Origin of the sequence: Alicyclobacillus cycloheptanicus, assembly GCF_028751525.1 — a bacterium.
GTDB classification, from domain to species: Bacteria; Bacillota; Bacilli; order Alicyclobacillales; family Alicyclobacillaceae; genus Alicyclobacillus_L; species Alicyclobacillus_L cycloheptanicus.
Genome location: NZ_CP067097.1, coordinates 3,062,236 through 3,077,015 on the forward strand (window position 1 = coordinate 3,062,236; position 14,780 = coordinate 3,077,015).

The following is a 14,780-nucleotide window of genomic DNA, read 5'->3' on the forward strand; positions in this document are numbered from 1 at the left end:
AATGATCTTTGACAACGACAAACCACTTGTTTATAATGAATTCGTGATAAGAATTAATATCAAAAAGGAGTTGATGCTATATAATACATCATACAATATGATTGGTCGTCCTGCCAGTGTATTGGACGTTTGTCTTGTTCTGTACGGCACACCCATTTGTTCAACCATTCCATTCATCTTGAGGAGGTACGACTGAATGTCACTCATTGGAACCGAAGTCAAGCCGTTCAAAGCATCCGCGTATCGTAATGGGAAGTTCGTCGAAGTTACCGAAGCAGACTTCAAAGGCAAGTGGAGTGTCGTGTGCTTTTATCCAGCGGACTTCACATTCGTTTGTCCGACCGAGCTGGAAGACCTGCAGGAGCAGTACGAAACTTTGAAAGAGCTGGGCGTCGAAGTGTACTCCGTGTCCACGGATTCGCATTTCACGCATAAAGCGTGGCACGACACCTCCGAGGCCATCGGCAAAATCACATACACCATGATTGGTGACCCTGCGCACGTCCTTTCGCGGAATTTCGATGTGCTGATTGAGGACCAGGGCGTTGCCAACCGGGGCACGTTCATTATCGATCCCGACGGGGTCATTCAAGCCATCGAGATTAACGCGGACGGCATTGGCCGGGACGCCAGCACGCTCGTCAACAAAATCAAGGCGGCTCAATACGTACGGAACCACCCGGGTGAAGTGTGTCCGGCGAAGTGGAAGGAAGGAGAGAAGACGCTCAAGCCAAGCCTGGACTTGGTCGGCAAGATTTGAGGAGGGTGAGACATGGTACTCGATAAAGACATCCAGGCACAGCTCGAACAATATCTTCAATTGATGGAGCGCGACGTCTTGCTCAAAGTCAGTGCAGGCTCTGACGAAGTTTCGATGGACATGCTGGCCCTCGTACACGAGTTGGCCAGCATGTCCCCGAAGATTCAGGTGGAGCGAGTGTCCCTGCCTCGCACGCCGAGTTTTCGTCTGATGCGCGGCGGCGAAGACACGGGTATCACGTTTGCTGGCGTTCCGTTGGGCCATGAATTCACCTCTCTCGTCCTTGCACTGCTGCAGGCAAGCGGCCGGGCGCCCAAAATCGAGGACAGCCTGGTCAAGCAGATTCAGAGCTTGCGTGGTGAATATCACTTTGAGACGTATGTCAGCCTGAGCTGTAATGTCTGTCCTGACGTGGTGCAGGCGTTGAACGTGATGAGCATCCTCAATCCGGGTGTCACGCACACCATGATTGACGGTGCAGCGTTCAAGGATGAAGTGGAGGCCAAGGACATTCTGGCGGTTCCCGCCGTGTATCTGAACGGGACGCTGTTTGGCAGCGGCCGAATGAGTCTCGAGGAAATTTTGACCAAGCTCGGCAGCGGCCCAACCCCGTCGGAACTTGCCGACCAGGACCCGTTTGACGTGCTTGTCATCGGAGGCGGCCCCGCGGGCGCAAGCGCCGCCATTTACGCAGCGCGCAAAGGGATTCGGACAGGCATCGTTGCTGAACGACTTGGCGGACAAGTTCTGGACACACTGGGGATTGAAAACTTCATCAGTGTGAAATACACGGAGGGTCCACAGTTCGCTGCACAACTGGAAGAACACGTAAAGCAGTACGACATTCAGGTGATGAAGGCGCAGCGGGCCAAGCGGCTCGAAAAGAAGTCGTTGATTGAAGTGGAACTGGAAAGCGGCGCCGTTCTGAAAAGCAAGGCGGTTATCCTCGCGACGGGGGCTCGCTGGCGCAATGTGGGTGTCCCAGGAGAAGACAAGTTCAAAAATAAAGGCGTGGCCTATTGTCCGCATTGTGACGGTCCGTTGTATCAAGGGAAAGATGTGGCCGTCATCGGGGGCGGCAACTCCGGCATCGAAGCTGCGATTGACCTCGCCGGCATCGTCCGGCACGTCACGGTGCTCGAGTTTATGCCGGAGTTGAAGGCGGATGCCGTGCTGCAAAAGCGGTTGTACAGCCTGCCGAACGTGACCGTTGTGACGAACGCGGCGACAAAGGAAATTACCGGCACCGACAAGGTTGACGGCATCACTTATACGGACAGGGACACCGGCGAAGTGCACCACATCGATTTGCAAGGTGTGTTTGTGCAGATTGGGTTGGTTCCAAATACTGAGTGGCTGGGCGATACCGTGGAGCGAACCCGGACCGGCGAGATCGTCGTCGACCCACGCGGTGCGACGAGTGTTCCGGGTGTGTTTGCAGCAGGCGACTGTACGAACAGCCCGTACAAGCAAATCATCATCTCAATGGGGTCTGGTGCCAATGCAGCACTGGGTGCATTTGATTACCTCATTCGAACTTGAGGGCGGCGCTCACCAGGCATGTAAACGTGACAGGGCCGGCGGATACTTGGTATCTGTGCCGACCCTGTCCTGTTTTAGCTGCGGGTGTATTCACTGGCCAACAACTTACGCACGAACTTCAAAACGCCGACCAGGAGGAGGAATAAGAATGGATAAACGATGACCGAATACCACAACTTCCATTCGTTGCGATAAAAAAACCCGAATACCTCGGCGAGCCACTCATACACGACGGCAAATACCGAGCATCCGATGATGTACCAAAATTGCTGTACGCGCGTTTTCATGCGCTGGTAGTAATTCAGAAAAATCGCGTTTGCTGCAGGGTAAATGCCGAAAATAATGAGCATCGACGTCCACTGCGCCCCTTTTTCGAAATACCCGTACCAGTCCAGCTTTAAGTCCAAGTAGATGTTACACAGGAGTTCCAGCATCACTGCGAACAGGCAGGTCACCAATATTTCGATTTTCGTCAACCGCTTGGGCATCCACCAAAACACGAAATTGAGTACGACAATGGTCACGATTAGGAACCCCATGGGCACCCCACTCCCTCGGGTTATTTTTTTACATGGGTACATCAAGCTATACGTGATACGTCCAATTGGATGGTGATAGGGGCCGTCGTGGCGTTTGCTTCTGGATTGGCGGCGCACTCCATCGCCCTGACTGCGTTTGGTGTGGGCGGTGTCATCGACCACGGGTTCAAGAAAGGTTGAAAAATGTCGAAAAATGTAGGAATATATTTCTAAACGTTGATGTTTCGTATACATAGGGTGTCTCAGGGCAAACCAATGGAAACATTGGGACGCAAAGCCACGGGTCTAAGGGCATGTTGCCTATGGTCGCCGGGCTGCCACGTATGAAAGGTTTGTACATCGAAGGCGGCCCTGATGGTAAGGTCGCCTCCTGTATTTCCAGGGGAAGGGTGAGCGTATGAAAAGGGAAAAAGGTTGCGGAAAATTAAATGGAAAAAACTACCTTTCGGGGGGGGGGGGGGTTAAACATCCATTTAATACATTAAATTACATTGATGTAACTAATAGTATAACAGAGATTCTCGAAAAGGGTTCCATTGAAATGGTTTATCAGCCCATCGTTGACCATACCAAACGCAAAGTGTACGCGTACGAAGCGTTAAGCCGACCCGTATATCGAGGACGGTTCATTCCACCTGACGTCTGGTTCCAAGCCGCGTATGAGCGAAATCAGTCCGTCTCTGTCGACGTGTTAGCGTTGACATCCGCGGTAAGCAATGTAACGTCGATTCCTCATGAAACGAATCCCATGCTACTCTTTGTCAATGTCATGCCGAGCAGTCTTATGGAAAGGGATTTTCGAAGGAAACTCGAGAAAATCTTTACCGACGGGCTCTGCGAACCCAAACATTTGGTTTTGGAAGTGGTAGAGTACATTTCGTACGATCCGCCCGCATTGTTCAAGTGCTTGGAACCCATTCGTTCTCTTGGCGTACGCATTGCGCTGGATGATGTCGGAAAGGGAAATACCTCGCTGTCAACGCTTGAGGAGCTCAAGCCTGATTTTATCAAAATTGATCGCTCGTTGACCCGAGACGTTGCCCTGTCATCCTCGAAGCAGCGACTCTTGAGAGAGCTGACGCAGGTGATGGAGTCTGGAGATTTCGTGATTGCGGAGGGTGTCGAAAGGTGGGAGGATGTGATCGCGGTCCAAGCAGCAGGTATACACCTCAGCCAAGGGTACTATTGGTCGCGTCCCATGCCAGCGCATGAATTGACGCTGCTTGCTATTCAGATTGAGATTGAAAGGATGGCTCTTTTCGAGATTGCGAGCGAAAAAAAGGGTGTATTAACTGACGAGGCTGTGATACGAAAGAGCCAGGAACTGGACATGCTCATCAATTCATTGTGCCGTAACGGGAATGGTACGACACGAATCCCACCGGATTCATTTTAAGGTTCAGATGTGGTCGAAGCGACCACATGAGACGCGTGGAGAACCTCCGGAAATTGACTTCTTGTCGAAATCTAGCATTTAGGTGAAGGAGCATTTGTGATGGGGCTGTACGATGAAGCACGCGAGTTCATCTTGGCGTGCTACGATGAACTGGGGAAGAGTCGGAAAGAAGCTGAAGACAGATTACAAGACATTCAAGGCAGCTTGGCGCGACTCGGGACATACGAGCTTACATACGAAGAATTGGAACAGGGGGCCCGGATGGCATGGAGAAATAGCAATCGATGTATTGGACGGTTGTTTTGGAAAACACTCACTGTGTTTGATGAGAGATGTTGCACAACGACCAGCGAGGTGGCGGATGCGCTTTACAAACATATTGAGTTTGCCACGAATGACGGAAAAATCAGGCCGACGATTACCGTGTTTCATCCAGGAGTGCGCATCTGGAATCACCAACTCGTCCGCTATGCTGGTTATGAGTCCGAACGAGGGGTCATTGGGGACCCACATTCAGCGGCATTTACGCGTGTCTGTGAAGAATTGGGATGGCGGGGGAGAGGGACACCTTTTGATGTCCTTCCCTTGGTTATTCAAATCAAGGACGAGCATCCTGCTTGGTTTTCCATTCCTGAGGACTTGATTTTGGAGGTAGATATCCGTCATCCCGACTATCCTCAGTTTGACGCAATCGGGTTGAAATGGTATGCAGTGCCGATTGTTTCTGACATGGTGTTAGAAGTGGGGGGACTTCGATACCCTGCAGCTCCCTTTAATGGTTGGTATATGGAAACCGAAATCGGCGCTCGGAACTTGGCGGATGTGAATCGCTACGATATGTTGCCTAAGGTGGCAGCTTTCCTGAGGCTTGACACGCAATCGGATGCCTCTCTGTGGAAAGACAAGGCGTTGGTGGAGTTGAACATTGCTGTCTTGCAGTCCTTTAAGGAAAGTGGTGTCACCATCGTCGATCACCATACTGCCGCGAAGCAGTTTGAACGCTTTGAGGAGCGAGAAAGAGTCGAGGGACGTCACGTCACTGGGGATTGGACATGGTTGATTCCGCCAGTGTCCCCGGCTACGACGCACATCTTTCATCGAAATTATGACAACACCATCGTGAAACCAAACTATTTTCGACAAGAGCCGCCGTATCTGAAGCACGGATATTTGTAACCGTCGAGGACAACCTAAGTGATATCAGCGAACTTAGGGAGTCCGTTTGCATGGAAACCACACAATTGCTGGTGAGTCGGATTCATTTGTCATTCGATGTGATTGTTCGTCCCGTGCCGAGTGCCGCATTGGAAGTTGTGTTCATTGAAACGATTGTCGACACGGCGCGATTAGAGGAACGGCTGCTCGGCCCTCTGACACGGACGGCAGGACGGCGCGATCGAGACCTGTTCAAATGGATGGACAACACACTGCAGCTGACTCGAATAGAGAAGGTTTCTTCTGTCGACGATGCCATGAACGCGCTGCTGGATAGTCAGGCTGTACTGTGCTTGGCGAAAGAATATATTGTGGTCTCGGTGGATGGACTGGCACGCAGAACGCCGCAGGAACCTGCTACCGACGTATCGATACGAGCGTCCCGCGATGGGTTTACGGAATCGATCGATACGAATGTTGCTTTGGTCCGGACGCGCATTAAGGATCCCAACCTTGCGTTTGAAAAGTTCATCATTGGCGAGCGTTCGCACACCAATGTCCTGTTGGCGTACATTCAGGGCTTAGTCGACCCAGCTATTCTAGAAGAAGCAAGGAACCGATTGCGGCAGCTCAAAATCGATGGATTATTCGCGAGTGGAACGCTCGAACAATGGATTGAGGACCATCACTGGACGCCCTATCCACAGATGCAGGCGACGGAACGGCCCGACAAAACAGCCTCGGCGCTCTTAGAGGGAAGAATCGCATTTTTTGTGGATCAAACCCCCTTTGTTCTACTCGCACCAGCGGTAATGGTGTCGTTTTTTCACACGGTGGACGACTACACGCAGAGATGGTGGTCGGGCACGGCGCTGCGTCTGATCCGCATCGTTGCATTTGCCGTATCTATCTTTGTTCCGTCCCTGTACGTTGCATTGACCATGTATAACCCAGAACTCATTCCCCTCAAAATGGTCCTTCAACTTGCGTCCACACGAGAAGGAATTCCGCTTCCCATTGTGATGGAAGCCCTGTTTATGGAAGCCATGGTCGAACTGGTTCGCGAAGCTGGCAACCGGATGCCGCAGCAGATGGGGCAATCATACTCCATTGTCGGGGGCCTGGTGATTGGCGACATTGCGGTCCAAGCTGGAATCGTCAGCCCGATCATGGTCGTTGCCGTTGGGTTAACGGCGCTTGGGGCTTTCGCCATTCCGAATTACGAAGCCGCATTTGTCACCCGCATGATTCGATTTCCGATGTTGCTTGCAACGTCGTTATTCGGAATCATCGGTACACTGGTATTCACGTTGGCCCTCATCGCGCACCTCTCGACGCTCAAGTCGTTCGGTGTACCCTATCTGACGCCGTTCGGGCAAATGTTTTTGCCAGACTTCGGCGATACACTCGTAAGAGCGCCGTTACAACTATCAACGGCTCGACCAGTGACCTATGCGAGTCCCGGTGGATGGCTGCGCAGAGCACGCTATCGGCGACAAAGGAGATAGGCAATTGAAGCAGCAGGTCAATCCTCTTGTCTTCTCCATCATCTCGTTTGAATGTTTGTTTGGCACGGGGACGATGGAATGGATCCCGGTGTGGCTTCGCGGACTTCATACGAATGTCTGGATTTCCTTCGCGGCCTACGCATTGTTGTCAACCGCATTTGCATATCTGGTCCTCAGGTCAGCACAGCGCTTGTCCGGTGGGTTTTCCGGTTGTACGATGCTTGATCTCTATCTTGGCAAGCGTGTCGGTGGGGTGTTGAACCTGTGTCTCGCTGGAGCGTTCATCGTCTGCAGTGCAAGAACCTTGTCGCTGTGTGCATGGCTCATGCATTACGCAGCCCTGCCCTACACACCCGGCATCGCGCTCATTCTGCTGTGCCTGTTGACGCCTGTCCAACTCCTGCACGGCGGGATGGATGCGCTGTTTCGGTTTCAAACCGCGCTGTATTGGCCCACGCTCATATTGGCCCTTCTCCTGCTCTGCGTTTCGTTCAAGGACGCTGACTTTGCGAACCTGCTTCCTGTCACAGCATCCGTCCACGCCTCCGTTATGCAGGTTATAAGCAGAACGCTTGACTTGCTTCCCGGCATCACGCTCATCATGGTCTATCTTCCTGTGTTTATCCAATTGGGTATCACGTCTCGTCAGTCCTTCATCAACTACCTATGGGCCAGCGCTGGCGTGATTGCTTTAAACATGTTGAATTTAGTCATCGTGTTGTCGGTGCTTGGCCCCTTCGAGGGTGCATCTTTACAATGGCCGATTCTTGAAATCGTTCGAATTCAAAAGATGACCGGTCCGCTGTTAGAGAGACTCGACTTGATTTTTTTCTTAACGGTCATCATTTGCATGATTTCGGCGGTCAACCTCTCCATGTACGGGGCGTACCGCATTTTCGTTCATTACGTGCACCCTCGCAGTCTCCATACCATGGTCTGGGCCATTGTCGCACTGGTTCTGTTCGCTGTGATTCCAGACGACTTTGATTCCTTGGACCGTGTGTATGCGTACGTGTTCAGGTTTTTTGAATTCGTCACTTTCGGATTACTCCTTGCGATCTGGCTTCGGGGTCGTGTCCATACGAGAAACGGGCGTGATACCGCATGAAACGACGCCTGCTGAATTGCATCCTTTGCGTCGTCCTCACGTGCTGTGCAACGGGTTGCTGGGACGGCGTCGAATTGCAAAAAAGAACCGTCATTTTGATGATTGGGATCGATCCAGCGGAAAACACGAAGTACGGCGTCCGCGTCAGCCTTCAACTGGCACGCCCACAATCGTTTCGTTCGGCAGGAACGGATAGTCCAGATACGGAAGGCAAAAGAGCGGTTGTCGTCAGTCAGGAGGGGGAAGATGCGGCGGATGCGATCCGAAAGATTCAATTATCGACCGATCGTCGCCTGTTCTTCGGCCACACACGCGCGATCGTCATTCATCAGCAACTTGCGAAACGCGGCGTCATGGACATGATTAACCCCTTGCTCCAGTCCCGCACGACATCGAGAGAAACCTGGCTGTTTGTCTCACAAACACCTGCCAGAGACGTGCTCGAATACACACCGGCGTTGGACGCGATTCCTTCCACATATCTGTCGAATTTTTTTGAGAACCGCCTGTTGCTCAAACACTCCTACGAAGCGACCTTAGGCGGGTTTCACCAGAGATTGACTACCCCGGGCATTCAACCCGTCGCGGTCTGGATTGGGGCCGCCGATAAAAATCTTTCCGCCCCTCGCATTCATGGATTTGCGATGTTCCGAGGGGACCGATTCGCAGGTGCCCTCGACCAAGAACAATCGCTTGGCTGGATGTTCGTCACAAACCAATTCCCCAAATCCATCCTCGCGTTCGACTGTCCACATCATCAAGGCGGTCGATTCACTGTCGATGTGACGTCTGTGAAAAGCCGTATGCGTGTCAGGTATGAACCAGGAAGACCACCCCAAGCAAACATCACCGTGCGGCTGCGCGGGTGGATTCAAGGAGGAATCTGCGTCCAACATGCAGACCGGGCCGAACTGAGCGAACTGACAAGGCAAGTGAAGACACAAGTGGAGGAACTTGTGAACACGAGCCTAAAACAATGTGAGGCTGCCGATACAGACATCTTTGGCATGGGGCGAGACGTCTACCGATTTTCAAACGAAGATTGGTTGGGCGACGACGCGTGGAACCATGCGTTTGCCAGGATGAACACGAATGTAAAGGTCGATGTGCGGCTGCAATTCCTCCAATCATACACACGCATCCAGTTGGGCTAAGCTGACAAAGGTGGGGAGGAAGTTTTCCTTTGCTGGCTGCCTCGACCTATGCTTCCCGCCTTGCCTGCGCATGCAGTTTTACCGACTCGACCCTGTTTGACGACGGATATCGGATGCCCAGTCCAGTCAGCAGCACATTCAACAGCAAAAGGCCGGCAAGCACCAGAAAGAACACACGAACGCCAAAAGAAGCAACCACGGAGGTTTCCAACAGAGGCCCCAAACTGGCACCAATAAACGTGAAGAACGCGTAGACGGCCGTAGCGCTTCCGCGCGCTTCATGCCCGAGCTGCCCGACGAGCGTAATGATTCCGGGTACGGCAGACGAGAGACCGAACACAAAAACGACGCTTGCGAACGTAAGAAGACCCATCGGATGCGACGCCGCTTCCATGACAACGCCGAAACAGGCAATCAACAGACCGCCCATGAACACCCACTTGCCGCCGTAACGTCGGATGAAATATCCCGCGACGAGCGACAAGAGAATCCCCGGGGCGCCTAGGAGTTGGATTTCAACCAGTTGGCTCGTGTCACTTCGATAACTCGCTGATAATAAAGCGTCCAAACCGGAATACATCCCAATGAAACTAAGCAGCACGGGCACCGTTGCCACCCAGGCAAGCGTCAGCGGAATCTGCCGGAAGAGCCGGAAGGTACGCATGTACGTTGAGCCAATCGATACTTGCGTGGGCGGGCGGGTGCCTTTCGGAAGAAGGAAGGCAGCGCCCGCACCGAGCAGTGCATACGCGACGGCCAGCCATAGAAACGCCGCGTGCCATCCGCGGCCCGTCGTCATCAAGTTGCCGTAAATTTGCCCACAGATGCTGGCAAGAAGGAATCCGCAGCTGACGACCGACGTTGCGATGGCACGGTATCTCGGGGCCAGGACGTCGCCGATATACGCGATCGCGACGGCCGGAAAGGACGCCGCGACCGCGCCTTCAAGCACCCTGAAGACAATCAACAGGGCCAGCGACGGGCTCATCGCGACCAGCCCCGTCATCACCGCAAGCATGAACAAACCGATGTAGAGGACTCTCACTCTCCGGACGCTGTCGGACAGCGTTCCCCAAAAGATGTTGCCAATCGCATAAGCAAAGCCATAGGCGCTGCTGGTCCAATCCGCCACGTTCATCGTCACGTGGAACTCGCTTTGCCAAATCGGAATGAACGGGATTGGAAGATACACGAGCATCAAAATCAAGATGGAACAGAGTCCGAGAAGCGTAACAACTCGTACAAAATGGCTGCGATCAACTTCGTTTGCCATCGTCAATTGGTCACCCACTTTACCCATAGAAGTTCAGCCGATGGAAACTCGGTCTGCGCATTGCGACCGCGGCGCATCCACAGGCGGCAGGTGTATTATCGCTCCATCACGGCCGCAGCCGATAGTTACTTCCTTTCAGATGATTGCCTGATCCTCCAGCAGCGATTGTAAAATTGAACCACAGTGTTTATGATGCAACTAGCCGAGTTCACGGAGGAGGGATAGGCTTGAACACCGCCGATGACGCGTTCCATGACATTGAGCAAAAGCGCGAAGAACTGGCCGCGGTCATTGACCGATTCTGTGCGCAGGACGGCATTCACAGCACAGCCATACCGTCGCTTTCCCTGGTTCGGAAATCGCATCCCACATCGCCCGTTCATACCTTGCATGAGCCGTCGCTGTGCATCGTCGTCCAAGGGAAAAAAGTGAAAATGTTGGCCGGTGAAAGTTACGTGTACGGCCCATCCGACTACTTCGTGGTATCGGTCGACCTGCCGATTTCAGGCGCGGTGATTGAGGCGTCTCCAGAAGAGCCGTACCTGTGTCTGCGCATGGAAATCGACCCTCAGGAAGTCCTCGATTTGATTAGAACAACCGATGTGCCGTCCAAGCAGGCTGGGGCCACACGCAGGGGGTTGTTTGTCAGCAAGACAAGCTACCCCTTATTGGATGCCGCAGTTCGGCTCGTGCGTCTGTTGGAGACGTCTCGAGACATCCCCGTGCTTGCGCCGCTCTTCACCCGTGAGATTTTGTATCGCATCCTGCTGGAAAACCAAGGGGAGTCGCTGCGGCAGATCGCGATTGCCGGGAGCAATTCGTACCGCATCGCGGACGTGATCCGCAAAATCAAGCAGGACTATGCAGAGCCCCTGCGGATTGAAGAATTGGCCGCGCTGGCGCACATGAGCCCTTCGTCGCTGCACCGCCACTTTAAGGACGTGACCGCGATGAGCCCGTTGCAATATCAGAAGCGTGTGCGACTGCAGGAAGCGCGGCGCCTGCTGTTGTCACAAGCCATCGACGCGGCCGAAGTCGCCTACCGCGTGGGGTATGACAGTCCATCGCAGTTCAGCCGCGAATACGCGCGCCTCTTCGGACGGCCGCCCATCACAGACATCAAGCAGCTTCGCAGGAACCTGCTGGCGGCGAACACGTAAAGTCGCGATCGGTCCGGTTGTGTCATCGTCCCCCGATGCGGCTGGTCTTGGCAATGGACGGGTCCGAAGACGGGAGGCATGATTGGTGGATTCTGCAGGAACGACTGGGAAGCAGAAGATACAACTCGAACGAGAGCAGCAAACGCTGCTCATCACGTTGTATGCCAAGGCCTTGGACAATCAGCAGCAACGCTCGATTCTGCATGATGACAAGGCCGAAGAAATCATGGGCCAGTTGGAGTATCCGTTTGAAAGATTCAGCAGTTACGGCAATGGAAACGTCATGGTGGTGCGTGCCAAACAGATGGATGCCTGGGTCTCCGACTTTCTGAAAGCCCATCCGCTGGCAACCGTGCTCAATCTCGGCTGTGGTCTGGACACGCGCGTGTCGCGCATCAACCCGCCGGCGAGTGTTGAATGGTTTGATGTTGACTACCCGGAAGTGATTGAGGTCCGCAAGCGGTTTTATGCAAATCGGGCAGGATACACCATGGTTGCGTCCTCCATCACGGCGTCAGACTGGCTGCAGCGCATCCCACAGAATAAGCCCGTCATGGTTGTCGCCGAGGGGGTTCTCGAATACCTTACGCAAGACGAGGTACAATCGCTGTTTCGTCGTATCACGCACCATTTTGAGCACGGACAGATGGTGTTCGACGTGATGAACTCGTTCGCCGTACGAACAGGAAAGGCCAGTTTGAAGGCATTGACGGGTGCCGAACACAAATGGGCGGTAGACAACACCGAGGACATCGACAGACTCAGCGAGACGCTTCAGCGAGTAGCGGACGTGTCCGTCTTCCGATCGAAATACACGAGGCAGCTTCCATTCAAATACCGCGTCCTGTACGGTGCCATGTCGCTTTTCCCGAATTTCCGGGACATGATTCGACTGTTGATGTACAAGTGGTAATTTCCTTCGATGTATCATCCCATTGGAAAACGGTCGCATTGATTGTTGGGAGCGATGAAATTGATCGAGTTTCAACCAGTTCGTCATGAAAAAATGGATCTATTGAAGGAAATCGTTAATGCAAATCATGCGTTTCATACTCTGTCAGAGGATCATCCCGAACTCACTGATGAAGAAATTCTTGTGATGTACGAATCGTCGAAAGGTCAAGGTGCGGTCATGAATTTTCTTGGCGAAAGGAAAAAAGAGAGTGCGACACGGAGACCGACATAATTGACCACTTATACAAAGGCGTCGAGCAGTTTGCAGTCCCCTCAGCCTCCGCACAATCTTTGTTCCGAATACAGATGAATGGCGAACGTCGTTTGATCCATACTTTCTGGAATGTTGGAGTACAATAAGGTAAAACCATCCAGAGAGGATGATTCATCCGTGACGCCTAACAACGGCGAACATAAATTCACCAACCGCCTCATCCACGAGAAATCCCCATACCTGCTGCAACACGCCCATAACCCAGTTGACTGGTTTCCGTGGTGCCCTGAAGCGTTCCAAAAGGCGGCCCGCGAATCCAAGCCCGTTTTTCTGTCCATCGGCTATTCGTAGCCCTGCGGGGCTGCGAATAGACTTTTACAGGAGTAACAACAGCGACCTGTCACTGATAACAGGTCCATAAACTACTCCTATCAGGTAAAATAAAAGGCGTAGATGTCATTCGTACAACTCATCACGGTACAAGCACGTTGACTCAGGGCGTACCGATTAGCGTTAACAGGAGGTTCCATATTTGCCAACATACCACCAAGGTATCAGCCCATCTCTTGTCAGTCTATTGACAGATAGGGAAGAGGAGCTACTGCCTGCGCGATTGACAGTATCCATGTTACCTGGGCGCTACGCAACAAAGGTTGCGCGCAATAAGGACAAGGTGTCTGCTAGGCATCCTGTCAACAAACATATGTTGATATGTCGGAAGTGTGGTCGAAAAGGCCAATACGATTTAGGATTGGTCGTGGTCAATCCGGCATTAGAGAAACGCGGAAGTCACACAGGCTCGGCGAGGGCCTCTGCTGGCATGGCGGATCAGATGCAGTGTACTGGGTACTTTCGTTGTAAACACTGTAATGGTGCTGGGGATTGGGAACTTCCGACCGAATTTGAATTCTTTCTTATGTCTGGTCTACTGATGAGGCTGGCTCAGGCTTCGGACGAGCGGATGGTATTCGGTACACTTGAAATGTTTGATGGCTTTCAACCGAGATGGGCGACGGATGGAGAAAGTCATATTTTGCTGAGGATGCGAACTGAGGGACAGAGCGCGTTTATGTGGAATCGCTTGGGCAACCTGTATTTGTCGGGCGGGCGTCCCGAGTTGGCGGTGGTCGCATTTGAACAATCCATCCGATTGGATGTCGCTCAGTTGGAGTCTCATATGTCCATCGGAGATATCCTTTATCAAATCGGCGAACCCGAGGACGCGGCGCGCCATTTTCGGCAAGCGTTGGTACACGCACGGAAGTACAATAAGCTAGACAAGGCAAAACTGAGGGACATGCTGGCTACAGCTTTACAATACTTACTTGAGCTACACTTGGATCGACCAGAGACCATTTCATTCTTACCAACCCGTGAAGAATACGGGGATACTATAGAAATGAGTGGCGAAAGAGTTTTGGAGCTCAAGGAGTTTTCATTGGACTTTGGCAACCGGGAATCCTTTTATCCTTTGGCCGAGGTGTACATGGGAATGCAGCAAGCTGCCGCAGGGAGGGGCCGCTCGCACGCGTCTTCCGCAGGCAGAAACAATAGTCGGTCAGGAATTTCGACGAAAGTAGGGCGCAACGAACCCTGTCCTTGCGGCAGCGGGAAAAAATATAAAAGGTGTTGTGGCAGATAATGAAGTGAGGCGAAAGTTAGCCAAGCAACAAAAAGACAGTTTCAATGCACCGAGATTCGGATTGGAGGAAACAAACTGACGTGATCCCGATTTCAGTTGGAGGATTTGTAAAACTATATAGACAGCACAACAAGTCGCTAAATGAGCAGGAACTGAAAGCATCTTTAAGAAGAATGGCCAGACTCAGGGATCGCGGTGCGAGATGTGAGATTTGCGGCGGCTCCATTTGGGCCATTGGAAGTGCCGTTACGGGCTGGAATGGTTGTTTTACGTGCATTACAGGGGAATCTGATGATTCGGACGACTATGAAGTTTGCTTATGAAACGCCAAATACCAAATCCGAAGCTCTTTCAGTAAAATGAAATTGAAAGCTT

The 14,780-nt window shown here is 52.5% G+C and carries 14 protein-coding genes and 1 riboswitch; of the genes, 12 read left to right on the forward strand and 2 right to left on the reverse strand.

Annotated elements, in window-relative coordinates:
- Positions 1–196 precede the first annotated feature (196 nt).
- Together ahpC and ahpF are read left to right on the forward strand one after the other, a co-directional pair.
- Positions 197–760, forward strand: a complete 564-nt coding sequence (ahpC, locus tag JI721_RS14185) for an alkyl hydroperoxide reductase subunit C (RefSeq protein WP_274455510.1) — start codon at positions 197–199, stop codon at positions 758–760.
- 12 nt (positions 761–772) lie between these two features.
- Complete coding sequence (gene ahpF / locus JI721_RS14190; protein WP_274455511.1) at positions 773–2,302, forward strand: alkyl hydroperoxide reductase subunit F; 1,530 nt, start codon at positions 773–775, stop codon at positions 2,300–2,302.
- Positions 2,303–2,376: 74 nt separating this feature from the next.
- On the opposite strand, the gene JI721_RS14195 is transcribed toward ahpF, so the two are convergent.
- Positions 2,377–2,841, reverse strand: coding sequence for a CBO0543 family protein (locus tag JI721_RS14195; RefSeq protein WP_274455512.1), 465 nt, complete (start codon positions 2,839–2,841; stop codon positions 2,377–2,379).
- A 236-nt stretch (positions 2,842–3,077) separates the two neighbouring features.
- A riboswitch (cyclic di-GMP riboswitch) is annotated at positions 3,078–3,163 on the forward strand.
- A 75-nt stretch (positions 3,164–3,238) separates the two neighbouring features.
- Here JI721_RS14195 and JI721_RS14200 point away from each other — a divergent pair.
- The 5 genes from JI721_RS14200 (at position 3,239) to JI721_RS14220 (ending at position 9,162) form a co-directional block, all read left to right on the forward strand.
- The gene (locus JI721_RS14200; RefSeq protein ID WP_274455513.1) at positions 3,239–4,237 is read left to right on the forward strand and encodes an EAL domain-containing protein; all 999 of its coding nucleotides are present in this window, start codon (positions 3,239–3,241) and stop codon (positions 4,235–4,237) included.
- A 99-nt stretch (positions 4,238–4,336) separates the two neighbouring features.
- Positions 4,337–5,413: a nitric oxide synthase oxygenase gene (locus JI721_RS14205; RefSeq protein WP_274455514.1), complete on the forward strand. Its 1,077-nt coding sequence runs from the start codon at positions 4,337–4,339 to the stop codon at positions 5,411–5,413.
- Positions 5,414–5,463: 50 nt separating this feature from the next.
- The gene (locus tag JI721_RS14210; protein WP_274455515.1) at positions 5,464–6,900 is read left to right on the forward strand and encodes a spore germination protein; all 1,437 of its coding nucleotides are present in this window, start codon (positions 5,464–5,466) and stop codon (positions 6,898–6,900) included.
- A gap of 4 nt (positions 6,901–6,904) precedes the next feature.
- Positions 6,905–8,008: a GerAB/ArcD/ProY family transporter gene (locus JI721_RS14215; protein WP_274455516.1), complete on the forward strand. Its 1,104-nt coding sequence runs from the start codon at positions 6,905–6,907 to the stop codon at positions 8,006–8,008.
- The gene (locus tag JI721_RS14220; RefSeq protein ID WP_274455517.1) at positions 8,005–9,162 is read left to right on the forward strand and encodes a Ger(x)C family spore germination protein; all 1,158 of its coding nucleotides are present in this window, start codon (positions 8,005–8,007) and stop codon (positions 9,160–9,162) included. Before JI721_RS14215 ends, JI721_RS14220 begins: the two co-directional genes overlap by 4 nt.
- A 46-nt stretch (positions 9,163–9,208) precedes the next feature.
- Here JI721_RS14220 and JI721_RS14225 read toward each other — a convergent pair whose 3' ends face one another.
- Positions 9,209–10,435, reverse strand: coding sequence for an MFS transporter (locus tag JI721_RS14225; protein WP_274455518.1), 1,227 nt, complete (start codon positions 10,433–10,435; stop codon positions 9,209–9,211).
- A gap of 227 nt (positions 10,436–10,662) precedes the next feature.
- Between JI721_RS14225 and JI721_RS14230 the strand changes: the two genes are divergently transcribed.
- From JI721_RS14230 to JI721_RS14250, 5 genes are all read left to right on the forward strand, one after another.
- Positions 10,663–11,595, forward strand: a complete 933-nt coding sequence (locus tag JI721_RS14230; RefSeq protein WP_274455519.1) for an AraC family transcriptional regulator — start codon at positions 10,663–10,665, stop codon at positions 11,593–11,595.
- Between the two features lie 85 nt (positions 11,596–11,680).
- Complete coding sequence (locus JI721_RS14235) at positions 11,681–12,508, forward strand: class I SAM-dependent methyltransferase (protein WP_274455520.1); 828 nt, start codon at positions 11,681–11,683, stop codon at positions 12,506–12,508.
- Positions 12,509–12,568: 60 nt separating this feature from the next.
- Positions 12,569–12,781 (forward strand): hypothetical protein, encoded by a 213-nt coding sequence (locus JI721_RS14240; RefSeq protein WP_274455521.1) that lies wholly within the window; start codon positions 12,569–12,571, stop codon positions 12,779–12,781.
- A 159-nt stretch (positions 12,782–12,940) separates the two neighbouring features.
- The gene (locus JI721_RS14245) at positions 12,941–13,114 is read left to right on the forward strand and encodes a DUF255 domain-containing protein (RefSeq protein WP_274455522.1); all 174 of its coding nucleotides are present in this window, start codon (positions 12,941–12,943) and stop codon (positions 13,112–13,114) included.
- 181 nt (positions 13,115–13,295) lie between these two features.
- Positions 13,296–14,405: a tetratricopeptide repeat protein gene (locus tag JI721_RS14250; RefSeq protein ID WP_274455523.1), complete on the forward strand. Its 1,110-nt coding sequence runs from the start codon at positions 13,296–13,298 to the stop codon at positions 14,403–14,405.
- Positions 14,406–14,780: the final 375 nt, after the last annotated feature.

Excerpts from the sequence above, each read along its gene's own strand:
- ahpC (WP_274455510.1), top strand. The coding sequence starts at position 197 with ATGTCACTCATTGGAACCGAAGTCAAGCCGTTCAAAGCATCCGCGTAT.
- ahpF (WP_274455511.1), top strand. The coding sequence starts at position 773 with ATGGTACTCGATAAAGACATCCAGGCACAGCTCGAACAATATCTTCAA.
- JI721_RS14195 (WP_274455512.1), bottom strand. The coding sequence starts at position 2,841 with ATGGGGTTCCTAATCGTGACCATTGTCGTACTCAATTTCGTGTTTTGG.
- JI721_RS14200 (WP_274455513.1), top strand. The coding sequence starts at position 3,239 with ATGAAAAGGGAAAAAGGTTGCGGAAAATTAAATGGAAAAAACTACCTT.
- JI721_RS14205 (WP_274455514.1), top strand. The coding sequence starts at position 4,337 with ATGGGGCTGTACGATGAAGCACGCGAGTTCATCTTGGCGTGCTACGAT.
- JI721_RS14210 (WP_274455515.1), top strand. The coding sequence starts at position 5,464 with ATGGAAACCACACAATTGCTGGTGAGTCGGATTCATTTGTCATTCGAT.
- JI721_RS14220 (WP_274455517.1), top strand. The coding sequence starts at position 8,005 with ATGAAACGACGCCTGCTGAATTGCATCCTTTGCGTCGTCCTCACGTGC.
- JI721_RS14225 (WP_274455518.1), bottom strand. The coding sequence starts at position 10,435 with ATGGCAAACGAAGTTGATCGCAGCCATTTTGTACGAGTTGTTACGCTT.